The organism is Bradyrhizobium sp. CCBAU 051011 (assembly GCF_009930815.1).
GTDB lineage: Bacteria > Pseudomonadota > Alphaproteobacteria > Rhizobiales > Xanthobacteraceae > Bradyrhizobium.
Genome location: NZ_CP022222.1, coordinates 8,557,409 through 8,584,246, shown reverse-complemented (window position 1 = coordinate 8,584,246; position 26,838 = coordinate 8,557,409). Strand labels below are relative to the sequence as shown.

Below are 26,838 nucleotides of genomic sequence, written 5' to 3'. Positions count from 1 at the left end.
CGTGACCCGTTTCGATTACCTCGGACGTAAGAACGCTGACTGTTCGGAGACGTCCTAAGATGTTCGATGGTGTTCGCACACGCTCAGAAACGCTTGAAAAATAGGGGGTTCTGCGTACATTCATGTTCGTCACTGTTTGTTCTCATTCGCGCCCAGCCGCCGACTTTGTTGGTATTTTTGTTGGTATCGGAAGAACAGACGTCGCGGCACACTTCCGGTCTTCCAACACGCGGGAATCGAAGCAGGTGGCACGCAGTCAGGTTGGCGAGCACGCGAACCCCGAGCAGATCAGGACCGACGTCGACTGTCGCGCCGCCAAACCGAAACTCGAGAACGGCGCTTGGACGGCCACCAAGATTTCTGACGTGACAGGCGGCGGTCTCTATCTCTTCATCAAGCCGGACCTGAACAGGCCGGGCAAAGCCGCCTCCAAGCTCTGGCAGATGGCCTATCGCTTTCACGGCCGACAGAAGACCTACTCCATTGGGGCTTACGGCGATGGCAACGACGGCACCTTCTCACTCGCCACTGCACGTCAGAAGCGCGACGCGGCAAAGGCGCTGCTCGCCAAAAACCCACCAGTCGATCCCTCCGTCGAAAAGCAATTCGAAAGACATCGTCAGGCGACCGAACGCCCTCTCGGCGTGTGGATCGATGAATGGCTCGCAGAGAAGAAGATCGAGAAGATCAAACGCGGCAGACTTGTCACAGTTCGCAGTCCTGAAACCATCGCGCTGCTCGAAAGGTGGGCTGGTTATTTGAAGGGTCGTTTCGGCAAGCTCTATCGAAAAGACATCAAGCGCCCCGACGTCCTCGCTTTCTTTCGGACGATGCAGGCTGAAGGCAGACTAGAGACTCGTGACCGAGTTCACAGTATCGGTTCGCAAGTTTGTGACTACGCTGACCTCGAAGGGGATGGCTACAATCCGTTTCGTGCCTGCAAGAAGCAGCTTATTGTCAACGTCTCGACGCCGCGGCCCGGCGTCACTGATCCGCAGGATGTCATTCGCCTGTTCAGGCTGATCATGCCGACATGGGCGAAGGCCAGATTTAGCGATGTCGTCGGTGATGCCCTTCGGCTCGATGCACTTACGATCCCGCGCCCCGGCATGATCAACAACATGGAGTGGTCAGAAGTCGACTGGGATAGCGAACGATGGACTATCCCTGCTGCTAAGATGAAGACCGGCTGGGATCATGTCGTGCCCCTGTCGCGACAAGCCGTCGCTATCCTGCGACGCGTGCGGAAAATCACCGGCAATCGGCGATACGTGTTCGCTTGTGCCGAAGATGCACCCTTGTCCGGTAGAACGCTCTGTTCTCGGCTGCGCGCGCTCGGCATCGACACCAAAACCGAACATTGCGCCCATGGCTTCCGCACTACGTTCTCGACCCTTTGTCACCATGAGGAGATCAAGGAAGCCAAGGCATGGGATGGCGACGTCATCGAGTTGCAACTTGCGCATCTCGAAAGTGACTCGGTAAAGGCGATCTACAAACGGCATGGACCGCTGGCCCTGATCGGCTCGCGCACCAAGCTGATGCAGCATTGGGCTGACCGGATCGATAGCTTTGCCTATCCAAAAAAGATTGTGCCGATCAAGGCAATCCTTGAAAGCTGCGCCAACTAGCTAGATGTGAGCTCTCAGGAGGTTGTCCATCCGGTCCTGAACGAGGAAGCTGAAGTTGTCGAAGCTTTAGCCAATCCCCGGAGAACCGAATGGACACCCATAAGAATGCGCCTCTGACGCCGAAAGGTCGAGAGGCGATGGTACGGAGCGTGATCGAGGGCGGGCTGACGAAGGCCGCAGCCGCGCTCCAGTTCAACGTCACAGCGAAGACGGTCGCCAAATGGGTCAAGCGCTTCCGCGCGGGAGGTGTTGATGGGTTGCGTGATCGCTCCTCACGCCCCCATTCATTGCCAAGCCAGACCCTGCCTGCCACATGCGCTTTAGTCGAGGCGCTGCGCCGTCAACGTTACGTCGGCAAGCAGATCGCGGCCGAGGTCGGCATCTCTCCGGCGACGGTCAGTCGCATCCTGCGACGATTGGGGTTGAACCGATTGCGCAACTTGGAACCGGCCGAACCGGTGCGGCGCTATGAACGTGAACATCCCGGTGAGCTGATCCACCTCGACATCAAAAAGCTCGGCAAGTTCAACCGGGTAGGCCATCGCATTACCGGCGATCGCACCGGTCAGAGCAGCCAGCGTGCCCGCGGCGAAGGGCCGGGCTGGGAATATGTCCACGTCTGTATCGATGATGCTTCCCGGATCGCCTTTAGCAAGGTCATGAAGAGCGAGCGACAGGGCTGCGCCGTCGCCTTCCTCAGGGCCGCAATCGCCTACTACGCAAGCCTGGGCGTCAAGGTCGAGCGGGTGATGACCGACAACGGATCTTGCTACAAATCCGTTGCCTTCCGCAAAGTCTGCAAGCGGCTCGGCCTCAAGCACATCCGCACCAAGCCATATACGCCGAAGACCAACGGCAAGGCCGAGCGCTTCATTCAGACCAGCCTGCGCGAGTGGGCCTATGCCCGCGCGTACAACACCTCAAAAGAACGAGCCGCCGAGCTGCCCAAATGGCTTCACCGCTACAATTGGCACCGGCCGCATGGCAGTATCGGTTCGATGCCGCCGATCAGCAGACTCGCTCTGACCAGGAACAACCTGTTGAGGCTCCACAGCTAGAGCGCCTTTCTTCACGTCCTCGGCTGAATGCGAGGGAGGGTCATATGATAGGCGTCGATGGAATCGGCATCGACCATGGTCTGGCCCTCCATCTTGTAGGCGATGATCTTTCCCTTCCTGATGAGCTCGTAAGCCTTGGTCCGGCCAAAACCACCCCGCTCCAACGCCTTTTTCAACGGAATCAGGTTCCTTTTTTGACGGGGCTCATCCGTAATCGCCATCGATCGCTCCCGTGCTCGGTTGTTCATTCTTCTCCCCGCCCGCAATTGAATCAACATCGGCGGTCTGGTGCTGCTAACGTCCGCACGTTCGGAACAGCGCGCGCCTGACGTCCGCCTTTGTAAGTATGGTTCTCGAGACCAGGTTGGTCACCGCACTATAAAACGAGTGGCAGGGAAGAAAGCTCGGCGTCGATCCATTCAATCACGGCGTTCGCTCCTCTCTCCAGTGAAAGCTAAGAAAGTTTCGAGTATTACGGGACATCTGAAAGAGCCGAGGATCATTGAGAGCCGGTGAGATCGGGAGAAGAACACAGCGATCATTTTCCGGTGACTTCATTTTTGGGTGTGGCCAAGTTTGCTGAACGCGCATCAAGCCGTCGCCTTCGTTGCTTTAGCTCGCGCAATTTTGGCCATGATGGACTGGACAGGCCGACGGTTGCCCTAGCTGGCTGCTATCGGATCACGTGAAGTGACGATGTGATGCGGAGAGATGGTCAAAAATTGCGCGTTGTGATTAATGGGCAGAATTCGTCAACGGTCGTGTTTGGGAAGCCAGTGCTCCAAGTTGCTAGAGGTGCCGTAATTGTCCCGCCGAGTGCTATTTGGATTGGTCACATGTAAGGCTGATCGTAAGGGACCAGATGGCCCGCCGGGCGCAGCACTAACGGTTATGACGCGTTCGGGCTAGACGGCAAGAGAGTGCAGGTAAGAACAAACTATGCCGCGTCGCAAATTGGCTTATTTAACGATCGACATGAACGGTGACTGGGAGCGCAGCGCTGAAAATCGAGAATCTGGATACATGCCGCCGGAAGTCTTGCCTTTTGTTGAGGCAGGTCGAGTCGCCCATTTTGCGGGTAGGAATATTCGACCCGCCGCTCGATGCCCCGAAAAAAAACGCTACAGAGCAAAAGGGTCGGCCAATTTGCGACCCGGCTTTCGAATTTAGAACTTTGCGCGGGCTTCTTTTTCACGTGACCGCTCGGTGTCTGCGCTCGCATGCCGTCGTCATTGTTCGTAAGGCCCAGAAGCCGTTTCTTAACAAAGGGTCTGTCTCTTCCGCAAGCGCCCGAACGAGGCGCGCTCTATCCATATATAATCGCTCGCCCCATGCAGGTCCCCCCTTGACATGAGAGGTACATGCTCGTTTTTGCGCCCGACAACAGTAATTCAGATCTCAGGCAGCGAAGTCGCATTCACATTCTCGCAATAGAAGCTTGTTCATTGTCGTCTACGCAGACTGTCATGATAGAAGCCCGGCTCTGTCCCAATCCGATTCGGAGAAAGAATGGCAAAAGCAAAGAAAGTAGTTTGCCGCGCGTGGACAAAAGACGATGTTCGAAAAATGAAGACGATGGCCAAAGCAAAGTTAGGCGTCGCCAGGATCGCAAAGGCGCTAAGGCGGACTCCAGGTGCCACCACTGTGATGGCAGCAAAGCTAGGCGTTTCATTATCAACGCGCGCTTAACCTATAGGCGACGGGCCGGTGTGCGGCCTGTCGCCCATTTCCCGCATCGCCGAGTCTTAGCGATTGGTGGCGGTCATGTCGGGACCAATCAATGCGAGCCGGCTAAGATCTTGATTTTTGGTCTAGTCCAAAAAATCGTGAGTCTGAAAACCAAAAAAATATGTGTCGATTCAAGCCTTGAAACCAACGATTGCGAATCGCTTCTTTGAATGGGCTTGGACTTGGGTTCGGAATGCCACGGGTCCCCATAGACATTCTAGATCGCCGCCAGGATCAGATGGATAAACTACCGAGCATTCGGAATCTCGCCGTCCTTGTGAGGCGTTCGTTGAGGGGGGCGTCCAGGTGCGCTCGGAGGGTGCCCACAGCCCATATTCCTTCGCGTTGGACACCACCCGGGTTTCGCCGATCGTGGCGTCGAAGGACTCGTGCGTGTGGCCGTAGAGCCAGAGCGCCCCGTCCGTCGTCAGGCGCAGAGACTATCAGTCGGCTTAGATCGCTGCGGTAGGCGGGGTCGAAGGTGAGGTCGCTCTCCGGACGCCGCGCTGCGGGCGGCATCTGGCGCACCGGCGCTTGGTGCGTGATGACGACCAAGCGGTCCCGCCGCGCGGCTTGCGCATTAGTCGGCCGTGAAGAACGCCGGATTTCAACTCGGGACGAATTGAAGTCGGACCGTGAGCTGGGCGAGGAACTGGCGCAACAAGAGCTCGAGCCAGCGGATGAGACGCCGGAAGTTGTAGCCCGCTGCGGCGAGAACGGCATTGGCGGCATCGCCCTGGCGGTGCCACAGGTAGTTACGCCCCATGCGATGCTCGGATTTGAGATGGCCGATGACCGGCTCGACGGCGGAACGCCGGCGCAGCTCGCGTTTGATCTTTGGCGTCACCCGCCGCTTCTGGCCTGAGATGAACACCCTGAACTTGTAGTCGGGTGGCGCATTGTGGCCGCGATAGCCTTTGTCGAGAACGAGGCGCTCGATGATGTTGCCGATCAGCACCTCCATTTCCGGGATCACGATCTTGAGCGTGTGACCATCATAGGGGTTGCCGGGCAGCGCCTTCACATGGGTGACGAACTGGCCGCCTTTGGCGTGCGATAGCGTGGTGGCGACGGAGACCTTGACCCCGAACTCGTAAGGCCGGTGAGCCTTGCCCTTGCCGATGCACTCCACCTCCGGCGCGTGCAGCGAGTAGACCTTGGGGCCCCGCTGGCGCTGCTTCTGGTCGAGCACGCATCGCGCCAGCGCCAGCATGCGGTCGAGCGCGACCCCATCGAACAAGCCGACGTTGCCGTCGAGCTTGCGGGCGATGTCGCGGATGACGCGGCCGAGATAGGTTCGCAGCGTCCTCAAGGCCCGATTGGCGCGCTTGAACTGCTTGGCATGGGCATAGCGCTGGTGCTTGATCAGGGCAAACTTGCCGACTCGCCCATAGGACTGACGCAGCTTGATGCCGGCGCCCTTGGCTAGCCGAACCAGGATCTCGCGGGCCCGGTTCAAGAGCCGCGCATCGGTTGGGAACATCACGTTCTTGGGCTGCACCGTGGTGTCGACGATGACCCGATTGAGGTCGGACGGCTTGATCGCCTCGGTCTTGGTGGCGACCGCAAGGCTCTCCTGCAGCAGGGCTTGCAGCTTCTCCTCGCCCATACGCTGGCGCCAGCGCGTCAACGAGGAGCGGTCGAACACCAGGCGGTGCTGGAAGAACTCCTCGCCGCAGAAGAACTGGTAATAGGGATTCTCCACCCAGCGCTCGCATAGCACCTCGTCGGAGAGGTCGTAGGTGTGCTTGAGGATGGCCAGGCCCGCCATCAGCCGTGTCGGCAGCGGCGGCCGGCCCGGCTTGTCCTCGTAGACCGCGCCGAACCGCTCTTCGAGGAACGACCAGTCGATCGTCCGCGCCAGCTTTACCAGGGCATGGTTCAAGTCGATGATCGCGTCCAGCCGCGAGCGCAGAAGATCGGCTTGGCCGCCGTCGCGTCGTTCCTTTGGCTTCATCGTTCCCTCCGGTCCACCGAAGGAATCATGACCCGCGATTCGACGGAATCCTCAAAAGCAAAATTGCAAGCTTTTGGGCCCCCAAAGCCCGAAAGCTTGCAATCTCAAAACGCCTCTCGCCAGAAAATTCGACTCCCGCTCAATGGCTTGGAAGTTCTTCACGCACGACGCATTACGGCCTCCAGAAACGCCCCAGACTTGAAACGCCTCGTGAGGGCGTGACGTGGCAGGAAGCGCGGCGCATAGTTCGAAATCCGGATCTTCTTGAAGTCGTTCGTCCGACGCCGGTGGTCATCATCGCGCGATGCGCGTCGTCGCCGTTGAGGCCGACGTCCGCCCAGAGCGTCTTACCCGCGAACGTGACATCGCCGACGCGGACGGTCTCGTTCTCCAAAACGTGCACGTGCATTCCGGCAGCCGCAGCCCTGGCCTTCTCAAGCGTTCTTCCCAGGTCGGTGCAGTAGGCTTGGTGATTGCCGGGCTTTCGATGATCTCATCGGCGAGCTGGTCCGGCATTTCTTCGACGCCGAGCGCGAACTGCACCTCGCGCGAGCCGCAGCGCGGGCACTCGTGCCGCTTCGGGTCGTAGACGAAATCGCCTCGATTCAGGGGGAGGCGGGATCGACGTCCACGAACGCGTCGTTCTCCCGGTCGTAGCGGCGGCAGGTGATCCGTCGCTAATCGCCGATGCCGTACCGGACGATGTGGATGTTCTCGAAGCCGGGACGGACCTCGGCAGGGGCCGGCCCTCGGCGTGCCGGTCGCAGCGCGGATCGAGCCGTATTTCTCTTTGATCTGCGTCAACTGGAAGGTGCCTCCGTCGGCTTCGACCGCCGTCCGGATCTCGACGCAGCACGGTCGATGAGATCCTGCCACCCGGGCCCGCACTCGCGCGAGCCTTGCTCAGGGGCGCCGGCGGCTGGAAGAGGTCGCGGTGGCGTTCGATGAGCTCGACCCTCCAATTTCCAACGACGCCCGACATGTGACCGACCTCGAATACGACTTGATAACGTGAGAACGAAACAAAAACATTAAAATCAGGAAAGTCAGCTCGGTCAGGCGCTTAGCGCGTCCTTCTTATATAAAAGGAAATAAGAAGGGGCGCGAGCGCCAGCGCGGCCCCTTCTGGTTAACGAAAGGTTTCTCGCAGCGGATGGGTCAATGGTGGGAAGGAAGAGGGCGCCGAAAAGGGGCAAACGAACCCCCATCAGGGATCGGGTTACGTTTATTGCAAGGACGTCATCGCAGACATCAAGCAGGCGGCCAACTACGAGCATCGGGCAGCCTGGGATATCATGGAGCAGGCTGCGAGGGAGTTTCTGAATCGGAGGAAAGCAAGGAGAACGCCCTGAAACTCTAATGTTTTTCCTTGCGGTTGGAGGTGCGTAACGGTTCAATCTATCGGCTGAAGGACCGATAAATGAAGCTGTTTGGTTATCTTCCGGAGACCCTCTTCAAGCCTCTGTCGGGGCCGAAGAAGCACGTCTACGCGCGCCTGCTGATGCGTCTCTACGAGAGGCTCTATTCGGCACGGATCCTCGAGACGCCGCTTAGGGAAGAGGTCGTGAAGCAGATCGAAATCGGTCTCTCGGAGTTTGCCATAAGATCGACGGGCGAGCTTTCCGAGGGCGACCCTGAAGAAGATCAGACCACGAGCCAAGCTCATTACCTCGCCTATTATCGGCTGCGCGATACCGGTTGGCTCACGGAAGAGACCGAGAAGTGGCGCACCTACGTCGACATGAATCCGGACGCGTTCATGGTCCTGGGCGCGATCACCGATTTCGGCAACAGCCGGGTGCGCGTCGCCGGCGCCGTTGTCGACGTCAAAAACAACCTTGAGGCCGCGAACCGCGAGCCGGAAACCATGGCCCAAGGTCTGGCCAACGCGCACGACACCGCCTTGCGGTTCGCCCGCAGCATGCGCCGGATCCTCGCCGGCATGCGCGAGATTGAGGACCGCATTCTGGGCAATCCGAACGCAGCGGCCATCCTCCGCACTTTCTTCCAGGACTTTGTCGACGGGCTGCTGATCGCCGACTACAAGCAGCTCAAGACGTCTAACAACCCCTACCGTCATCGCCGCACGATCGCATCGCTTGCGGGCGATATGCTCGCGGACGCCGAGCGCATCGGCAAGATCGCGCGCGCCTACATCGAGCAGGGCGTCATGGCCCCGGGCGCCACGGTCGCGACGGCCGAAGAACGCGTCATCGCGGAGCTCGAGAAGATCAAGAGCGTGTTCGAGGACGTCGGTCCCTTCATGGACAAGATCGAGGACTTCCGCGATCGCCTCGAACGCCGCATCCGCACCACCGTCCACTACATGGATGTCATGGGAGAGGGGTCGGCCGAGCGGATCGTCCGGTTGATCGAGCAACTCTCGAAAATCGGCACCGACGAGGTGGAGATCCGCCTGAGGTCGCCGGATGTGGGTCTGCCGATCACGTCGCTCGCGCTGTACACGCCGCCTCCTCCGAAGGCGCCGCCCGAGCGGACGCGCTTCAAGGTCCCGAAACAGGATCCTTATCTGCGCGCCTACGTCCAGGCCACTACCGAGTTCGACCGGATGGTGCGCGTGTCCGACCAGAAGCTGCTCGAGTTCGCTCGCCGGCACATGCAAGGCCGCGACGCCGTGTCATCATCTGAGATCGAGATCGAGAGCATTCCCGATCTCTTCGCCTATCGGGCCATCCCGAATCTGGCTGCGGTCGGTCGCTCTGTGCGGCTGGGCGAATTCACGATCACGCTCGAGGAGGGGCGCACCACCAACGACTGGATCGACGTGACCGCCTTCCGGATCGATAGAACGAGGACCACGGCCGATGCTGCGTGATCTTTCCAAAATCATCGACGACGCGGACTCCGAAGGGCAGTACGGCGACCAGTTGCAGAAGGAACTGCGTCAGGCCGCCCAGACGCTCTGGCGCGCCCAGTTCATCTACGAGAACGATTGGGGCGTGAAGACCTCCTACGAGCTGCTCCGCCGCTACACGGGCTACTTCGAGAACCTGTTCGATGCGCTCGGTTACCGCGTCGTGGGCAGGCCGAACGACGGCTACGTCGGCCTGGTGGCGAACGAGCTGCCTCAGCGTCAAAGCATGAAACTCGACGAGAGCCTGCTCCTGCTGGTGCTGCGGCTGCACTACGAGGAGGCGTTCACGCGGTTCGAGGCCAAGGAATTCGGCGAGGTCGAGGTCGAGAGCGAGCAGATTCTACAGATCTACGAGGACCGGACCCATCGGGAGCGACCCAACTTCGGGCGCGTAAAGGAAATCCTGGCCGGCTTCAGGCAGCGCGGGCTCGTCCGGATCGAGGATAGGGACGACAGAAACTTCACCTTGTTCCTGCGGCCTGCCTTGCCGATGGTGGTCTCCAAGGACACGCTCGGCTCCCTCGAAGAGTTCGTCTCGCGCTCGACCGCGGCGACGGCTAAGACCGACGCCGCGAGCGAGGTGCAGGCGTGATCGAACTCCGTCGCATCATCCTGGTCGATTGGTACCTGTTCCGAGCGCAGCAGGTCGATATGCGCGGCATGACCGCCATCATCGGCCCGAACGGCGCGGGGAAATCGGCGATCATCGACGCAGTGCAGACCGTGCTCTCCGGTGCGAGTATGGCCAGCATCCGCTTCAACCCGAGTGCCCAGAGCAACGTCAGGAGCAAGCGGACGCTGCGCGACTACTGCCTCGGCGTGGTCTCGCTCGACGAGAAGGGCGAGCGGTCGGAGCCGACGCGCCAGCACGCCTACACGTACATCATCCTGGTCTTCGAGGATCTCGACGACGGCTCGGCGGTGAGCCTGGGCGTGGCCTTTTCGGCATCGGCATCGAGAAGCGACGAGTCCTGCGAGGCGCGCTTCATTGCGAAGGGCGCGCTGACGAAGGACGACATCCTCGCTGCGGTTGGCGACGACGAGGTCGAGACGCTGCAGTGGCATGCCGTGCGCAACGCTCTGCGCGCTCGCAAAATCGAAGTCGACGACGCGTTCTCGAGTGCAACCGACTTCGTGGCTGAATCGCTCAGGGCCTTGTCGCCGGCGGGCTTCCCGCTCGATCCGAGGCGCTTCCAGAGGGCCTTCCGGAATGCCCTCCTGCTGAAGCCGGTCAACAATCCCACGGATTTCGTTCGGAACTACGTTCTCGACGTTCAGCCCATCCAGGTCGAGAGGCTTCGGCGCGGTATCGAACATTGGCGTTCTCTGACGCGCCGCATCGAGGAATTGAAGGCGCAAAGCGCGAGCCTGGCGGGAATCTTGCGCATCGTCGGCCGCGCGGTCGAAAACGAGCGTGTTATCGCAACTACTAGCTGGCAGATCGCCCGCCTTGAATGGGAGAGGTTTCGCCGGGAGGCCAGGCGACAGGAAGAAGCTCTCGCGCAGCTCCGGAGCGCCGCAGGCAAGGCCGAAGTCGAAGCGACCGCGGCTGCGGCCAGACACGCCACGCTCGTCGCCGAGCACAAGACAATCGAACTCTCGATCAGGACCAGCGACGCCGAGCAGCTCGCCCAGATGTACGAGTCGGACAAGACCGCAACGCTGAGCCAGCGCGCCAACGCCATGGCGCCAGTCAAGGACATCGATGGTCTCATCGCTTCGGTCAAGAAGGCCGTCGAACTCAATCTGCTGGTTCGTCGTGACGACCTGCTGCATGCGCTGCTCAGCGCGGTCGTCGTCGCGCGAGGAAGGGCGCCACTTTCCGAATGGGACAAGATACTCCCGGACGACTGGAAGGATAGCGCCTCGCACCTCGACGCGGCGCTTGTCGCCGTCGACCAGGAGCGGCTTGCGGCGGTCCGCAGGACGTTCTCGGATGCCCATTTCACTGCCCGCGTCGCGACAAAGGATCTTCAAGATCGCATCGATCAGATCGACAGCAATCTGAAGCGGATGGACCAAGGGCTCAGTCCTATCGAGCGCGGCACCCGGGATCTGATCGATCAGCTTCATTCGCACGGTATCGAGGCCGAGCCGCTGTGCGATCTGGTGGAAATCCGCGACGACAAATGGCGAATGGCGGCCGAGGCCGTCCTGGGTCGCTCCCGTGAGGCGTTGATCGTCGAGCCTGGTCGGGCCGTCCGCGCCCTGGAGATCTACCGGGAAGGAGGCGAGTATTCATTCCAACACGCCGAGGTCATCAACACGACCAAGACCGACAGTACACGACCCGCCGAGAAGGGCTCGTTGGCGCAGATCATCAGCACGGAAAACCGGCACGCTCGGGCCTTCCTCAACTATCGGCTCGGCCGGCTGATGATGGTGGAGACCATGGACAGGATGGTCGCCGCCGAGAACGCCATCACCCCCGACCGGATGATGCAGGGCGGGCGGACGGTCCGACGGTTACCCAGGCCTGAGCACCTCAAGCTCGGGCGCGCCACGCAGGGCCAAATGCGTCAGCAACTTGAGGCCGAGCGAAAAGAACTTGAGCAGCAGCTCGCCGAGCGGGCGCGCGAGGTTGGCCGGCTGGAGGATGAAGCGCGGTTGTTCGAGGACATGTTCGCCCGCTTCGAGAAGATGATCAAAGCTGGTCTGACCTGCTCCGGATGCGGTGCCGACCTAGCCGCTTTCGACCGCAAGCTCGCCGAGATCGGGAAAAACATCGAGGATGCCAAGCGAAATCGCGATCCCAAGCTCGTCGCCGATCTGGAGCGCCTCGCCGGCGAAGTCGAGACGGCCGGCCGTAAGAAGTCGGAGACGCAGAAGGCCTTCGATACTGCAAAAAGTGCTCGAGATAAGGCCGATGGCGCGTACGAGGACTATTTGAAAAAAAACCGTGAAGCCTTGTCGGCCGCGCGGCGCGACCGCGCGCGCCAGATGCGGGGAAGCTTCCCGCAATCGCCGGCCATGCGTGAGTACCAGGGGCAGGTCCCTGCGATCACCACCGAATCCATACAGAACCTCATCGCCGGCTTCGTCGCGGATCGGGATCGCCGCTCGACGGATCGCCGCTCGAGTCTCATGCGCGAAATGACCGGGGCGATGAACAAACATGGCCAGGAATTCCATGTCGTGCCGCCATTCACCGCCGAAGAGGCGACGCCGACGGCCGTCGAGCAGTGGGCCGCGGCCGAAAAGGAGCGCCTCGATGGGCACGAACTGGTCCAGTATGAGGAGCAGTGCCGGAACGCCGCGACCGAGATGACATCGGCCTTCCGCGACGATCTCCTTCATCGCCTCGACGATGCCTTCACCGGCATCAAGGCCACTTTGAACGAGCTCAACCGTCACCTGAAGGATCGTCAGTTCCACGGGCGAGACTACTACTCCTTCAAAGCGCTGGAGGCCCCGACCCATGTCGACATGATCGAGCTCGTTGAGGAATCCAGGAAGCCGGAGTTCAATCTACCGCTCTTCGGCGATCGCTCCGAGGATGCGAACACGCCGATGATGCGCGCCGTCCGTCAGATCGAGGAGATCCTGTCGAATCCGGAGGCTCGGACCGAGGAAATCGAGGATCCGCGCAAGTATTTCAACTTCGAACTCTACATCCAGGATGCCGAAGGCAAGATCCGATCATCGCTGACGAGCCGTGCGGGCACGGGATCCGGTGGTGAAGGCCAGTTGCCGTTCTACATCGCCATCGGTGCCTCGTTGGCCGCCACGTACCAGAACCGGCGCACCGGCGAGAGCGGACTGTCGCTCGCCATCTTCGACGAGGCTTTCAATCGATTGGACACGAAGGCGATCGGTCAGTGCTCGGAATTCATGCGGGATCTCGGGCTCCAGGTCATGCTGGCCACACCCGACGAAAAGCGCCATGTGTTCATGGAAGTGGTCGACACCGTCGTCAACGTGAACCGGCTTGGCAACCAGGTGATGATCGATACCGAATTCCTGACCGAGAAGGCCCGCGACGCGATCGTTGCGATCGATCCGTACCGCAAGGGCTTCGACGTGTTCAAATCTGAGCTGATCGCGGCTGAGAAGGCTGAGGTTATCCCTCGGGATCAGGCCGCTGAATGACCGACGTTCGTACAACGGATGCCGGCGTCGAATTCTTGGAGCGACTGCTGGAGCGGAGCGAACGCAACCCTGATCGCTCACGGCCAGCTTCCGCGGCTCCGGAGTACGACCTGCTTTCGACCGCACAGCAGGTGAGCCGGTTCCACGATCTGATGTCCGCGGCGGAGAGGTTCGGCGCCGTCGAAGTGCAGCGGGGCAAGAGGGACCGCAGCCACCTGATCGAGCGGGTCCGAGTCCTAAATCCCGAACTGCTCGCCAGGCATCTCGGTCGCCCGACTGCGTCGGCGACAGCGCAGCGCGTTAGACAAGAATTGCAACGAGTGGCAGCGACAGGAGAGCCGTGGGTCGCCACACTGTTAGACGAGATGGCCGTCCGGTGGGCACGCGGAGAGGCCGCTTATCGTCTGACGGCCGCTCAGGCCGATGCCGCCAAGGAGTTCTTCACGCTATTGGCGTCCATCTCGCGGGAGGAGGCTCGCGGACTGGACGCGCGAACCTTCTCCCTCAAGGCAACGGATGACACAAAAGCCTTCGATCGCCACGCTTCGCGGCTTGCTGCCATCATAGCCGTTCGGATCGGCCAGCCTGGCGCAGCCGCGGACGTGGTCTGGACGCACATCGGACTGGAGCGTTTCAGTCACCCTATTTATCTGAGGGGGCCCGTTGCCGTGGAAGGGGCAAGCGGTCGTTTGGCCGACGGTCGCGCGAAGCCCTTCGCCTCAATTCATCCGGAGATGCTCTCGCAACTATCGGTCTTTGAGCAGCCGACGGCAATCCTGACGATCGAGAACTACGCAAGCTTTAACCGGCAAGTCCGCGAGATCGAGGATGGCAGCCTGGTCGTATACACCGGCGGTTTCCCGGCGGCGGGAGTCACCGAGCTCCTGTCGAAGGTTCTGGTGACCGTGCCGGCCGAGGTCCCGTTCCTTCACTGGGGCGATGTGGATGCCGGTGGTCTGCGGATTTTCAGGCATTTGGAGGAAAACTTGCCTCGTGGGCCGCGGCCGCATCTGATGACCAAGGAGCTGGCCGAGAAGGCCGGGCAGCCGGCCAATCCGGAACCGAGCCTAGCGTCGATCGCGAGATCCGAAAGCGCTATCCGCAATTTGGCTGACTGGCTGGCGTTTGGATCCGATGTGCGCCACCTGGAGCAGGAGGCGCTGGAGCCGCGGTCCGTCGTGCCAGCTGCCGATCACGGCCTAGGCTGATCGTCAGGAAAACAGGCGCAGGGGGAGCAGGGTGCAGATGGAAATGAAGCGGTTTTGGGGTAGGACGGCCGATCGTTCGCGCCTAATCTTCTTATGAAGTCAAAGTCATACAACGCATAGGCCTTCAAACACGTGGAAACGGCAATGGAGTTTCTCGATTGCGCTTGCGACAATCGGCATCTCCATGGGACGGTCTTGTAATAACGGCGCCCATTGGATCGGTGCCTGCATTTATCACGAAGCTGAGCGATGGGGCGACGCAGCAATAATTCGGCGGGAATGGGCCTATTGATCGTTTTGGGTCTCGTTTTTTGGGCCCTGAGCGCGGCGTACCACTTCGTCCTGCAAAATGGCGCTGCTATCGCAGGGTTTGCAATTGTTGTGGGGGTAATACTCCTGATCTGGTCCATAGGGGCGCGGGCGCTGTCTTCGGGCAAAGCTCCCCCGCCGTTGCCCGCGCAGAGCGACCACGGTTCAGTCGCCGCGCAGATGAACCGGCAGGCAGCAAAGCGGGCTCTAGCTGTGAGCTCTCAGGAGGTTGTCCATCCGGTCCTGAACGAGGAAGCTGAAGTTGTCGAAGCTTTAGCCAATCCCCGGAGAACCGAATGGACACCCATAAGAATGCGCCTCTGACGCCGAAAGGTCGAGAGGCGATGGTACGGAGCGTGATCGAGGGCGGGCTGACGAAGGCCGCAGCCGCGCTCCAGTTCAACGTCACAGCGAAGACGGTCGCCAAATGGGTCAAGCGCTTCCGCGCGGGAGGTGTTGATGGGTTGCGTGATCGCTCCTCACGCCCCCATTCATTGCCAAGCCAGACCCTGCCTGCCACATGCGCTTTAGTCGAGGCGCTGCGCCGTCAACGTTACGTCGGCAAGCAGATCGCGGCCGAGGTCGGCATCTCTCCGGCGACGGTCAGTCGCATCCTGCGACGATTGGGGTTGAACCGATTGCGCAACTTGGAACCGGCCGAACCGGTGCGGCGCTATGAACGTGAACATCCCGGTGAGCTGATCCACCTCGACATCAAAAAGCTCGGCAAGTTCAACCGGGTAGGCCATCGCATTACCGGCGATCGCACCGGTCAGAGCAGCCAGCGTGCCCGCGGCGAAGGGCCGGGCTGGGAATATGTCCACGTCTGTATCGATGATGCTTCCCGGATCGCCTTTAGCAAGGTCATGAAGAGCGAGCGACAGGGCTGCGCCGTCGCCTTCCTCAGGGCCGCAATCGCCTACTACGCAAGCCTGGGCGTCAAGGTCGAGCGGGTGATGACCGACAACGGATCTTGCTACAAATCCGTTGCCTTCCGCAAAGTCTGCAAGCGGCTCGGCCTCAAGCACATCCGCACCAAGCCATATACGCCGAAGACCAACGGCAAGGCCGAGCGCTTCATTCAGACCAGCCTGCGCGAGTGGGCCTATGCCCGCGCGTACAACACCTCAAAAGAACGAGCCGCCGAGCTGCCCAAATGGCTTCACCGCTACAATTGGCACCGGCCGCATGGCAGTATCGGTTCGATGCCGCCGATCAGCAGACTCGCTCTGACCAGGAACAACCTGTTGAGGCTCCACAGCTAGAGCGGTGGGTTGATCCTTCGGAAACTGTGGTCGTGCAGGGCGCGCAGATCCCGGGCGGGTTGTTCTATCTGGGCGATTTCGTGAAGTTGGACGACCGGCGCTCGACGGATCAGTACGCGATCAATCCGAAGCTCTCCGCGAGCGCAACTCGCCCTGACGTCGAAGGAAGTTCGATGCCCTATTGGCCGTTCGGACGGCGTCCCGACTCCCGCGAGTCTATGCAGGCCGCACTTTTGTTGCCGGAGCCGCTGCAACGAGACCCTGCGGATGGCCGCATTCACCTCTTTGGCCAGAAGATGCACCGCTCGATGGGCGAACACAAACGCGCCAGCACGAAGATGCGCAACATGCTGGAGGCGGCGGGCTTCGACATGCCGGCGAACGGGAAAGTCACGCCTACGCTTGCCGACCAGCTCGGCGCGGCTCTGGACCGCATCGACATCGCGATAGAGCCGGATCGCCGCTATGGGAGCGGCGTCCCTCAACTCGAGGATCAGGTCATCATCTTCAAAGCCGATGTAGGCGGAAAGGTCGATTCCGAGCGATCCAGCTACAGAGCCGTGAAGGCTCAGGTCGAGGTGGCCGTGTTGGCCGCGGCCGCTGACGGCGATGCCTCGGCCGACGAGTTGAAGCGCGTGGTCGCAGGAGTTCGAGACGCCTCGGATCTGTCCCCGATCGAGCAGGCACGGCTGATCGCCTATGCAGCGACTGTGTTCAACAGTCCGCCCAAGCAGGAGCGGGTAATGCGCAAGCTGGGCGAGCGCAGCCCAGAGGAGCGCACGATCATCGCCGATGCCGCACTAGCGATCATCGCTGGCAACGAGAACGTGGATCCGAGCGCAGTGCGCTTTCTGGAGCGGCTCCATAAGGCGCTCGGTCTTCCGAACGAACGGGTGTATTCCGCCTTGCATCGCGCAAGTCCAACCCAGCCTGCCGACGAGCCCGTCGCCATCTCACAAGAAGTCCGTGCCGAGGAGGTACCGACCCCCGTCTCGGAGAAGGCGCTCATTCCGGCCGAGACGGCCAAGGCGCAGGCGGAGTCGGCGCCGGCATCGACGATCCGCATAGATGCCGCCCGGCTTGCACGTACGCAACGCGAGACCCAAACGGTTTCGGCGCTCCTAGCGAATATTTTCGAAGAAGACGCGCCATCGCCGCCCGAACCATCCCCTGCCGTCTCCGGCACGACCGGCTCGCTCGATGGGCTCGACGCCGCACATGCCGAATTGGTCGAGCTCCTCGAAATTAAGGGATCTCTGCCGAGGGCGGAGTTCGAGCAGCGCGCGAAGGACCTCAAGCTGCTGCCGGACGGGGCCATCGAACGGATCAACGATTGGGCCTTTGACCGATTCGAAGAGGCAATCATCGAGGACGGCGAGTACGTCGTCATGGTAGAGCACCTGCGCAACAGGCTGGCTGAACTGAGAGAAGCGGCATGAATCCATCCACTGCACGCCCGATCAAAGCGAAGGATCGGGACACCATCATCCAGGCGCTCGCCGCCGGCGTGGTGCCACGCATAGGGCTGCCGCACATCCAGGTCGGCCGCGCGGCGGAGATCACCGCGCTGGTTCGCGACATCGAACGAATCTCCGACGGCGGCGCGGGCGTTCGCTTCATTATCGGCGAATACGGTGCCGGCAAGACGTTCTTCGCGAACCTGATCCGTCTCATCGCGTTGGAGCGGAAGTGCGTCACCGTCCACGCCGATCTTGCACCGGATAGACGCATCCACGCGGGCGGCGGACAGGCGCGGGCGCTGTACTCAGAGGCCATTCGCAATATGGCCACTCGCACGAAGCCGGACGGCGGCGCGCTGGGTGCGCTAATAGAAAGGCTGGTCACGGACTCCGTTAAGGAGGCCGCCGATCGGCAGCTTTCGGTGGAGACCGTGATCGATCAGAAGCTCGCTCCCATTCAGGATTTCGTCGGGGGATACGATTTCGCCGTCGTGCTGAAGGCTTATTGGCGCGGCAGCGAACATTCCGACGAGTCGTTGAAAACTTCGGCCCTGAGGTGGCTCCGCGGGGAGTTCTCGACCAAGACGGAAGCCCGCCAGGCGCTCGGGTGCGGACCATCATCGACGATGATAACGTCTACGACTCGCTGAAATCCCTCGCCTGTCTGACGCGGTTGGCAGGATATGCCGGCCTGATCGTGATGTTCGACGAGATGGTCAACATCTACAAGCTGCAGAATTCCCAGGCCCGCAATCAGAACTTCGAGGAAATCCTTCGCATCGTGAACGACGCCCTGCAGGGCAATACCACCGGCATCGGCTTCATGATGTGCGGGACGCCGGAATTCCTCCTCGACACGCGGCGCGGCCTGTACAGTTACGAAGCGCTTCAATCGCGTTTGTCCGAAAACCGCTTCGCGGTGAACGGGCTGGTCGACTATAGCGGTCCGGTCATCCGACTGCAGAGCCTCACGCCGGAAGATCTCCTCGTGCTTCTCTCCAACATCAGGAACGTCTTTGCTAGCGGTGACTCCGTGAAGTTCCTGGTGCCGGACGAGGCCTTGACCGCGTTCATGGATCACTGCAATCGCCGCATCGGAGAGGCGTATTTCCGGACGCCACGCACCACCGTCCGCGCGTTCGTGCAGATGCTCGCCGTTCTTGAACAGAACCCAGGCGCACGCTGGCAGGACCTGATCGGCGGGATCCAGATTGCGCCCGATGCGCCCGATATCGCCGTCACGGAGGAAACGACGCAGTCCGCGGGAGGGGAGGGCGATGAGCTCACCAGTCTCCGTATCGGCAACTGAAGGGGCCTTCGGTCGGCTTCATCCAAAGATCAGACGTTGGATACGCGACCAAGGCTGGGATGAACTTCGCGAAATCCAGGCACGCTCCATCGGCACCATTCTCGACGGGGCGGGGGACGTCGTAATCGCTGCTGCGACCGCCGCCGGAAAGACGGAGGCGGCGTTCCTGCCCATCCTGACTTTGATCACGGATAGGAAGGGTGACGGATTCTCTGCAATCTACGTCAGCCCTCTGAAGGCGTTGATCAACGACCAATTCCGGCGGCTGGATGAACTCTGCGAAGCGATGGAGATCCCTGTCGTCATATGGCATGGGGACGCCTCTCAGGCGGAAAAGCGGAAGGCCATCGCGAAGCCTTCGGGTATCGCGCTGATTACGCCTGAATCGATCGAGGCGATGTTGACGCGGCGCCCGGGCGATGCGCATCGCCTTTTTGCGTCGGCAGACTTTATCGTGGTCGACGAACTCCACGCGTTCCTGCAGGGTCCGCGCGGACTGCATGTGGCCAGCCTCCTGAAGCGCATCGACGCGATGGCTCAGAAGCCAGCCCGCAGAGTCGGATTGTCGGCTACCATCGGTGATCTGACCCAAGCTACGGCCTGGCTTCGTCCGTCGGCTCCGCAAAATGTCGACCTTCTCGTCGCGAAGGCGGATTCTCCGGAGTTGCGGCTCCAGATACGTGGCTACGTCGAGCCGCCGGATCTCGACGATCCCGATCATGCGGAAGGAGCCAGCCAAGACGCTCAAGCGCCTAAGCGCATCGCGCTGGACGCGATCTGTGACCATCTATTTTCGACCTTGCGCGGCACGAACAATCTGGTCTTCGGCGGGTCTCGGCGAACCGTGGAGTCGGCCGCCGACCGTCTTAGGCGTCGATGCGAGAAAGCGGGCGTTTCGAATGAGTTCTATCCTCATCACGGCAGTCTTTCGAAGGTTCTCCGAGAGGATCTCGAGATTCGGCTGAAGGACGGCAGTCTGCCGACGACGGCGGTATGTACGTCCACCCTCGAGCTTGGCGTCGACATCGGCTCCGTCAAATCGGTCGCCCAGGTCGGCGCGCCTCGCTCTCTTTCGTCGCTGCGACAGCGTCTCGGCCGAACTGGTCGGCGGCGCGGGACCCCGTCGATCCTACGCGTGTACGTTCGCGAGCCCTACGTCGACGTCAAGTCGGGGATCCTCGACCAATTGCGTCCGAATACTATCCGGTCAGTGGCTGTCGTCCGCTTGCTGCTGGCTGGGTTCGTCGAGCCTGCTGCGCCCAGCCCCGAAACGACCTCCACGCTGATCCATCAAGTTCTGTCCGTCATCGCCGAACGGGGCGGCATCCGTCCGAAGCCGTTGTTCGATCTGCTGTGCGGGCCGGGACCGTTCAACTCGATCGATAGGGCGGACTTCGCGCAGCTGCTGCGTCATCTGGGATCCGGTGAGGTCCGGATGATCGAACAGGCGCCAGACGGCGTCCTGATGCTCGGTTCGGAGGGCGAGAAGATCGTGCAGTCGCGCGATTTCTTCGCTGTGTTCGAGACTTCGGAGGAATGGCGGCTCACCGCGGCCGGGCGCACGCTCGGCACTCTCCCGATCTCGTTCCCGGTTCACAAGGACAGCCTGGTGGTCTTCGCCGGGCAACGGTGGATCGTTCTCGAGGTCGACGAGGCCGGAAAGGTCCTGTCGGTCGCTCCGCATCCGGGAGGCATGGTGCCGCGGTTCGAGCCGTCTCACGGTGAGGCCGCGCACGACCGATTGTTGGCCGAGATGAGGGCGGTCTACCTCGACAACGATGTTCCGGAATACCTGGACAAGGCAGCCCAAGAACTGTTGGCCGAAGGGCGCGATACCTTTCGGGCGCTCGACCTCGATCGGCGCTCCCTCATTCAGGAAGAGCGCGACCTCCACCTCTTCGTCTGGAGGGGCTCGCAGACCACGGCCGTCTTCAGCGCTGCGCTCGGAATGGCCGGCTTGGAGTGCGGTGTCCACGATTTGGGAGTGACCGTGCCCGAGACCACGCCGGCGCAGATGGTGCCCATTCTGGAGAAATTCGGCTGCATGTCCGCGCTCGACCCTATGGACGTCGCAGCTTTCGTGAAGAACGTTCGCTCAGGCAAGTTTCAGGACTTCGTACCGGAGGCGCTCGCTCAGAAGCAGTGGGCACTTCAGAATGGGCAGTTCGTTGGCACGGCCACGGCAATCGCTAAGACTTTGCGCTGACCATCCGCCGATCCTCACTAGACGCGTGTGTAGCTCCGGCAAAGAAGATCGAATCCCCCCGGAGGCCGCGGTAAAATGGTAGGACTGGTTTTTCGGATTTCGAGCGGCATGTTGTTACCGATCACGGCGTCGAGCCGGCGCCTTCTTGATCGGGCGAAGTTGCCGAAGAGTTCAACCGGTGAGAGCATTCCGCGCCTTTCAAGGACTCAGGCTGCGCCAAAATACTGTCAACTCGAGGTGCACCAAAGGCGGGGCTTTTCGTCGGCAGATGCAAGTGCGCAGAAGGGTGGTCGTTCATACGTCTCTCGCCGGTCATCGTACGGGTACATGCCGCGCGTCGCAACGAACCTGGCGTGCACGTCATGACCATGGCCAGCTTGCAGGTGGCCTTCAGGACGGCCGAGGTGCGAAGGGGTGCTGCACCCCAGCGATGGGTGGATCCTGGAGCACTGAGGGGGACGGCAGGCATGTTGCCGCTTGCAATAGCCTTCGTTAATGGAACATATAGGGAACATAACCCGGCTGAAACTTTCGAAAGCCAAAATAAGCGCCCTCGCGATCGCAGCCTGTTGTGGCTTTTTGTAGGAACCCAAAATATACATAGGAAAATACGACTTCTATTTTGGGTTCCCATGAAGCGCAGCGATCTCAGCCACACGATCCGCGAGAGCCTTAAAAGGCTACCGCCGCCCTACGACTCCCATTACGGGATCGTCCCGCCTGCCCCCCCGGAGGACGGCGTCTTCGTTGGAGGAGCGACGAAGGCCTTGGACGCCGCTCAAGCGGCCTTCGGCAAGGTCGATGCCATCGCGGCCCAGATGAAGGACCCCTACATCGTCAGTCGGGTCCTTACCAGACGCGAGGCAGTCAGTTCCTCGTCGATTGAGGGCACCCAGAGTACTCTTGACGAACTGCTTTCCGTCGAAGAGTCGGGTGACGACGGCGCCCGGGACGAAGCGCGCCAAGTCCGCAACTACGCCGTTGCCTTGGACGGATTCATCCCGAGAGCCGCCAAGGACGGCTACAGCGTCTTCACGATGGACCTGATCAAGGATCTCCATCACGCCGTGATGAAGGATGACCCCGACTACCAGGACGTTCCCGGCGACCTCCGCACGCGCGTTGTGTGGATCGGCGGAAACAAAGACATCGCATATTCTAGTTTGAATCCTCCCCCTCCTGCCGACGTCCCCGCCTGCCTCGCCCAAACGGTCGATTACCTACGGAACGAGGGGATGCAGCAGATGACGCAAGGATTCATCACGCGCATGGCGATCGCGCACACCCATTTCGAGGCAGTGCACCCCTTTCGCGACGGCAACGGACGTGTCGGTCGCCTTCTACTTCCACTCATGATGGCGGCGGAGAAGCATGTGCCTCTGTACCTTTCGCCTTACATCGAAAGCAAAAAGAGTGCGTACTACGCTTCGCTTAAGGATGCTCAACAACGGCTCGACTGGGAGCCCATCATCACCTTCATGGCCGACGCCGTGACCGGTACCGTCGAAGAACTCATCCGAACCCGGACGGCACTTTCGGAATTGTCCGAGCGCTGGAGGCAGCGCCGAAAATTCCGAAAGGGATCTGCAGCCATGCGAGCCTTGGATGAGCTTCATAACTATCCGGTCGTGACTGCGAAGCGGCTCGGCCAACTGCTCGATATCTCGCCTGCACAGATAAATCAGGGCATCGCGCAATTGCAAGAAGCCGGCATTCTGCAAGAGAGGACCGGATACGCGCGCAATCGAATCTACGGCGCTCCCGAAGCTCTCGCGATCATCAACCGCCCGTTCGGCGAAGAGCCTATCTTTGCCGAGGTCGATCCGGACGAGATTGATCCGGACGCAGTTTCGGCCGGCCCAAAAGGGCCGTGATCCGCGTTACATTCGAGGACCAGGCAGTCGATCTTCCCTGCGGTTGGTGGTTAATAGCCCGTAAGATGGCAGGCTGACGATCATCACCGGCACGATCGAGATGCTGGCATTACGATCATGGTGGCCGGCACCAGACGATCATCATCATCGGTGGCGCCGCCGGCGATCAGTAGCGCCTGATCCATCAATTGGATCGGAATGTCGTCCGGTCGGGAGCGAAAGTGGGCAGTAGAGCGTCTAGTCGACCCTGCAGCTTCCCTTCAGATCTGTCGTCGTAAGGCGCGGGGCTCCGGCAGCACAAGGCTCAAAGTAGCATAAGAAGCGCCGATCATCGGCCGACGCTACGCCGATGATCAGCATGATGCCGCTGCTCATCGGCGTGTTGATCGACACAGAGCGAGCATGAGACGATCATCGCCACCGGCATCATCATCGTCAGCACCAGCAGCAGCGCCGATCGTGGTGCTGACAATTGTTGACAGCCTGCGGTCATCGATCGCTTGCGATCACCGCGAAACCTATTATCTTCCTTACGGCGAAATCTTAGCGGCGTTAATGTTTGGCTCCGGGCCCGGCCGCCGATTTCCCCTGATAGGCATCGAATTTACGAAATCGTCTCGTTCTTAAAGCCCTGAATCAAATCGCTATTATAGCCCGAGCGAGTCGTTCTTGACGTGGACCAACAACCTAAACCGCAAGGGCGATCCAGGCAGGACTCGAAACTGGAATGAAACCGCTATGAAAGACGGGCTCTAACTATTCAAGCGTGGGAGAGACATTTGCGGTCGCTCGCAAGCGCCCCTCATTTGTAGTTTCGTCGCTCCAGCTGTTGTGTCACGGCTTCCTCCATTACATCCCACGCGGCGCGGTCGTCCTCCAAAGCGGCCTGCTTTATCGCCTTTATGATTTGTGGCGACATCATTGTCAGGAACTGCCTGCTATTACCGAGCGAGCTTACTGTCGATCGCCGCTTTGTAGAACTTGCGCGTGGCGTGACGTTTTGGTTGGCCGAACGTCGGTGGTTTGCGCATCGCCCTTTGGCGCAACAACGCTGATTTGATGACGAAGATCCCAGGCGCAACGTCGCCCTTTGGCAGATCGCGCGATCTCACTCCAGTTGCGAACGACCAGCGCGATTTGGCTCAAGCCGCTGACTAAGCTGACGGCACTGGAGGTCGCCGAGCGTTCGATTCGGTTGATCAATCGGGCGGACTCAGCAGGCATGGCAAGGCCTCTACGGCGTCATCATCACCCTCAGCTCCTCGCGATGGGCACCACCATCATGGCGATGGGAAGACGGCACTCAGAGGGCCCACCGCGCGGACGGGACAGTTCGTGGCTGGGACGTCGGCACAAGACGCGCAGCGGGCAGCTGCATGTGCTTTGAATAAGAGCCAGTGCTCCGGCTAGCCGGTCTCAAGGACGAAGGCGGCACTGACGTACAGCTCTGCTTTCGAGGGCGAAGCGGAATTGTTGTCCCTGATCTGAGACTCACCGATTTGAGGCTGACCTTCGCCTGGTCCAGACGTGCCGACAGGAACATCCCGATCAGAGAAAGCTTCGGAATCTGGCGAGTTCCGTGATGTGATCGGCTAACAAGATTTCCGTTACGAGCGGAGGCTGTGGCGCTGTGTGGATCTCGTAAAGATGACGTGTGACCTCAGGCTTCGTCATAAACTCTCGTATGCAGTCGTCCAGCGTGCCTTCCGCCAGCTGATAGGAGCTTCTGTCTGCACGTCGTTTGTTGTTTATGGAGGGCCATTTGCGAAGCGTGGCGGGCGCATCGAATCGCATGTGAATGCCATTCGCCTCCATCATCTCTGTTGTCGATCGTTCAATGTGGCTGCTCCGCCTCTGAACAGTCGGGAAATGCCTGATTGCCTCATGCTGCGCCATAAGACATTGCCAGCCTTTGCCGAAGCCGCGTCTGCTTCTTTACAAAATGGCGCAAAGCAGATGCCCTCAAAGATCAGTATTCGCTTGCGGGCAGTAACCCCGCTAAGGCCTTGGCTTCCGATTTGAGAGCCTCGATTGCCGCCTTGCGGGCTTTGGCATCGAAGCGCGTCTTGATCGCTGATAGCGAAAGGGCACCCCTCAGGTTGCCGTGTACGTCCATCAACGGCACGGCCGCCGCGGCGGCCTCCGGATCCCGCTCTCCGATCGAAACATAAAAGCCTCTATCGCGGATCTTCTTCCCTTCTACGTTCGTTGGCTCGCGGAATGCAGTGAGAATTCGACCGGCGGCGCCGCAATCAATTGGCAATCGCTGGCCTTCTTCGAGATGATGTCGAACTGAACGTGGAGAATTGACGCGGTAAAGACAGATGCGTTCGTCGCCATCTGCAACATAAAACGATGCAGTTTCTCCCGTTGCCTCAACCAGACGCCGAAGGGATGGCCGGATGACTTCGCCAAGATCCAGACCGCGCTGATAGAGCGCCCCAAGACGCCACAATTCCGGTCCTGGTCGAAACAACCGGTCCGCGCCGCGGACGAGAAAGCCATCAGCTTCCAAGGAAGAGGCCAATCGGAGCACTGTGCTCTTGTAGAGGTCTGTCATCTCGGCAATCTGCGTCAGCGTCATCGCAGACTGCTCCGGGTCGAAACTTTTCAGAATCGCGAGCGCTCTCCTGACGGCGTCAACTCCTATCTTGCTCATCCTTACTCCAAGTTCTGAACAGTAGAACCACCGTAAAATTGAGGTGCTAGAGGCTATCAAATTTGGAGGAAGATAGTTCTGTTTGCCAGAACAGATTGACCTTTTTCACACGCAGGACTATGAGTGCACATAACAGAACGAGTTCTGAAATGCGAGACAATGGAACGCCACCAACGCTGGCCGTTGACTTGCGCGAGGTAATGATCCGCTTCGGCGCATTCATCGCAGTCAAAAGCATGAACGTCCAGGTAGGCGACGCGGAGTTCGTTGCGGTGGTGGGTCCAACCCATTGCGGCAAGTCCACCATCCTGAACACTGTCACAGGCCTCTTCAAACACGCCTCGGAGACGTTCAGATCTTCCGCAAGCCGCTCACGAGACTGAATGATCAGTCCGGCTACATGCTCCAACAGGCGGGCCCAATGCCGTGGAAGATCGCGCAGGACAACATTGGGCTCCGGCTCGTCCTTCAGGGCAAGTCAGTCAAGGAGGCGCGCGCCGAGGCTCGGTTCGGCGTGACGGGGTTTGAGCAGCGTTATCCGCATCAGCTATCAGGCGGGCAACGCAAGCGCGCGGCGATGCAGACGCTCATCACGGAGCCGAGAGTATTTCTTCTGGACGAGCGCTTCTCGGCCCTCGACGTTCACACGCGCCGGCTGATGCACCGCATCCTGCTCCGGCAGGCCGGGCGCCGCTCGTTGATCTTCATCACCCATGATCTCGATGAGGCGATCACGCTCGCTGACCAAGTCGGCGTGATGTCCGCGGGGCCTGCAAGCGGGATGGTCGGCGAGCTCAGGAAGGCGCTGCCTGATCGCCGGGACGTCTCCGCGCTGCAGACCACGGACGAGTTCGTCGCGCTCTATCTCGAAATTTGCTCGCTACCTGGCGCTAAAGTGGAGAAGAGCTATGCCGGCCGAACTAAACTCGTTGTCGCGCAAGGCGCCATATTTGTCGCTCTTGTCCCGATCTCGGAGCTCGGGGGGCGATCAGGCATCATCGACGCGTTCTTGTTTCCGGGGCCGTCGACCCTTGTCGTCGGCAGGATGAGGGAGTGGACGTCGACGCCGGATTTCCGGGGCGATGTTGGAATAACGCTGGTCGAGACGATCCTATCGACTTCAGCCAAAAACTTCACCAATCGCTTCGCCGAGCGTGCGACCCAGCAACTGCAGTAGCAACCGCAGCGGCCGAAGATACCGCAAAGAAGG

The 26,838-nt window shown here is 60.4% G+C and carries 15 protein-coding genes and 2 pseudogenes; 14 read left to right on the top strand and 3 right to left on the bottom strand.

Translation table 11 applies throughout. The features are described from left to right. The first annotated feature begins 122 nt into the window (after nucleotides 1-122). A complete protein-coding gene (locus ACH79_RS40320; RefSeq protein WP_161855707.1) occupies nucleotides 123-1,631 on the top strand; it encodes a site-specific integrase in 1,509 nt (502 codons plus the stop codon). 89 nt (nucleotides 1,632-1,720) lie between these two features. Further along, nucleotides 1,721-2,689, top strand: a complete 969-nt coding sequence (locus ACH79_RS40315; protein ID WP_161855422.1) for an IS481 family transposase — start codon at nucleotides 1,721-1,723, stop codon at nucleotides 2,687-2,689. An 11-nt stretch (nucleotides 2,690-2,700) separates the two neighbouring features. Here ACH79_RS40315 and ACH79_RS40310 read toward each other — a convergent pair whose 3' ends face one another. Beyond that, the gene (locus ACH79_RS40310) at nucleotides 2,701-2,910 is read right to left on the bottom strand and encodes a helix-turn-helix domain-containing protein (RefSeq protein ID WP_161855706.1); all 210 of its coding nucleotides are present in this window, start codon (nucleotides 2,908-2,910) and stop codon (nucleotides 2,701-2,703) included. A gap of 1,288 nt (nucleotides 2,911-4,198) precedes the next feature. On the opposite strand from ACH79_RS40310, the gene ACH79_RS40305 reads away from it, so the two are divergent. Next, nucleotides 4,199-4,378: a hypothetical protein gene (locus tag ACH79_RS40305; RefSeq protein ID WP_161855705.1), complete on the top strand. Its 180-nt coding sequence runs from the start codon at nucleotides 4,199-4,201 to the stop codon at nucleotides 4,376-4,378. A 646-nt stretch (nucleotides 4,379-5,024) separates the two neighbouring features. Here the strand turns inward: ACH79_RS40305 and ACH79_RS40300 are convergent. Continuing rightward, entirely contained in the window at nucleotides 5,025-6,374 is a 1,350-nt protein-coding gene (locus tag ACH79_RS40300; protein ID WP_161853446.1) for an IS5 family transposase, read from the bottom strand. Nucleotides 6,375-6,678: 304 nt separating this feature from the next. On the opposite strand from ACH79_RS40300, the gene ACH79_RS40295 reads away from it, so the two are divergent. From ACH79_RS40295 to ACH79_RS40250, 10 genes and pseudogenes are all read left to right on the top strand, one after another. Continuing rightward, on the top strand, nucleotides 6,679-6,963 hold the full coding sequence (locus tag ACH79_RS40295; protein ID WP_161855704.1) for a hypothetical protein: 285 nt from the start codon (nucleotides 6,679-6,681) through the stop codon (nucleotides 6,961-6,963). 975 nt (nucleotides 6,964-7,938) lie between these two features. After that, entirely contained in the window at nucleotides 7,939-9,210 is a 1,272-nt protein-coding gene (locus ACH79_RS40290) for a Wadjet anti-phage system protein JetA family protein (protein WP_210255651.1), read from the top strand. Further along, nucleotides 9,200-9,841 (top strand): DUF4194 domain-containing protein, encoded by a 642-nt coding sequence (locus tag ACH79_RS40285; protein WP_057856385.1) that lies wholly within the window; start codon nucleotides 9,200-9,202, stop codon nucleotides 9,839-9,841. The genes ACH79_RS40290 and ACH79_RS40285 overlap by 11 nt, the downstream gene beginning before the upstream one ends. Beyond that, a complete protein-coding gene (locus ACH79_RS40280) occupies nucleotides 9,838-13,338 on the top strand; it encodes an SbcC/MukB-like Walker B domain-containing protein (protein ID WP_161855702.1) in 3,501 nt (1,166 codons plus the stop codon). Before ACH79_RS40285 ends, ACH79_RS40280 begins: the two co-directional genes overlap by 4 nt. After that, nucleotides 13,335-14,546, top strand: coding sequence for a Wadjet anti-phage system protein JetD domain-containing protein (locus ACH79_RS40275; RefSeq protein ID WP_057856386.1), 1,212 nt, complete (start codon nucleotides 13,335-13,337; stop codon nucleotides 14,544-14,546). The genes ACH79_RS40280 and ACH79_RS40275 overlap by 4 nt, the downstream gene beginning before the upstream one ends. A gap of 605 nt (nucleotides 14,547-15,151) precedes the next feature. Next, on the top strand, nucleotides 15,152-16,120 hold the full coding sequence (locus ACH79_RS40270) for an IS481 family transposase (protein ID WP_161855422.1): 969 nt from the start codon (nucleotides 15,152-15,154) through the stop codon (nucleotides 16,118-16,120). A 32-nt stretch (nucleotides 16,121-16,152) separates the two neighbouring features. Continuing rightward, nucleotides 16,153-17,559: a tellurite resistance TerB C-terminal domain-containing protein gene (locus ACH79_RS40265; protein WP_161855701.1), complete on the top strand. Its 1,407-nt coding sequence runs from the start codon at nucleotides 16,153-16,155 to the stop codon at nucleotides 17,557-17,559. Beyond that, nucleotides 17,556-18,889: pseudogene (locus ACH79_RS40260) on the top strand (ATP-binding protein). Before ACH79_RS40265 ends, ACH79_RS40260 begins: the two are co-directional and overlap by 4 nt. Next, nucleotides 18,858-21,095, top strand: coding sequence for a DEAD/DEAH box helicase (locus ACH79_RS40255; RefSeq protein ID WP_161855700.1), 2,238 nt, complete (start codon nucleotides 18,858-18,860; stop codon nucleotides 21,093-21,095). The pseudogene ACH79_RS40260 and the gene ACH79_RS40255 overlap by 32 nt, the downstream one beginning before the upstream one ends. Nucleotides 21,096-21,727: 632 nt before the next feature. Further along, the gene (locus ACH79_RS40250; protein WP_161855699.1) at nucleotides 21,728-22,969 is read left to right on the top strand and encodes a Fic family protein; all 1,242 of its coding nucleotides are present in this window, start codon (nucleotides 21,728-21,730) and stop codon (nucleotides 22,967-22,969) included. A 1,969-nt stretch (nucleotides 22,970-24,938) separates the two neighbouring features. Here ACH79_RS40250 and ACH79_RS40245 read toward each other — a convergent pair. Beyond that, the gene (locus ACH79_RS40245; RefSeq protein ID WP_161855698.1) at nucleotides 24,939-25,628 is read right to left on the bottom strand and encodes an IclR family transcriptional regulator; all 690 of its coding nucleotides are present in this window, start codon (nucleotides 25,626-25,628) and stop codon (nucleotides 24,939-24,941) included. Nucleotides 25,629-25,747: 119 nt separating this feature from the next. Here ACH79_RS40245 and ACH79_RS40240 point away from each other — a divergent pair. Beyond that, nucleotides 25,748-26,805, top strand: a pseudogene (locus ACH79_RS40240) (ATP-binding cassette domain-containing protein). Nucleotides 26,806-26,838: the final 33 nt, after the last annotated feature.

Bases quoted from the DNA above. Each gene is read 5' to 3' on its own strand.
- ACH79_RS40285 (WP_057856385.1), top strand. From the start codon at position 9,200: ATGCTGCGTGATCTTTCCAAAATCATCGACGACGCGGACTCCGAAGGG.
- ACH79_RS40305 (WP_161855705.1), top strand. From the start codon at position 4,199: ATGGCAAAAGCAAAGAAAGTAGTTTGCCGCGCGTGGACAAAAGACGAT.
- ACH79_RS40275 (WP_057856386.1), top strand. From the start codon at position 13,335: ATGACCGACGTTCGTACAACGGATGCCGGCGTCGAATTCTTGGAGCGA.
- ACH79_RS40245 (WP_161855698.1), bottom strand. From the start codon at position 25,628: ATGAGCAAGATAGGAGTTGACGCCGTCAGGAGAGCGCTCGCGATTCTG.
- ACH79_RS40250 (WP_161855699.1), top strand. From the start codon at position 21,728: ATGAAGCGCAGCGATCTCAGCCACACGATCCGCGAGAGCCTTAAAAGG.
- ACH79_RS40315 (WP_161855422.1), top strand. From the start codon at position 1,721: ATGGACACCCATAAGAATGCGCCTCTGACGCCGAAAGGTCGAGAGGCG.
- ACH79_RS40300 (WP_161853446.1), bottom strand. From the start codon at position 6,374: ATGAAGCCAAAGGAACGACGCGACGGCGGCCAAGCCGATCTTCTGCGC.
- ACH79_RS40320 (WP_161855707.1), top strand. From the start codon at position 123: ATGTTCGTCACTGTTTGTTCTCATTCGCGCCCAGCCGCCGACTTTGTT.
- ACH79_RS40310 (WP_161855706.1), bottom strand. From the start codon at position 2,910: ATGGCGATTACGGATGAGCCCCGTCAAAAAAGGAACCTGATTCCGTTG.
- ACH79_RS40270 (WP_161855422.1), top strand. From the start codon at position 15,152: ATGGACACCCATAAGAATGCGCCTCTGACGCCGAAAGGTCGAGAGGCG.
- ACH79_RS40255 (WP_161855700.1), top strand. From the start codon at position 18,858: ATGAGCTCACCAGTCTCCGTATCGGCAACTGAAGGGGCCTTCGGTCGG.
- ACH79_RS40295 (WP_161855704.1), top strand. From the start codon at position 6,679: ATGCGCGTCGTCGCCGTTGAGGCCGACGTCCGCCCAGAGCGTCTTACC.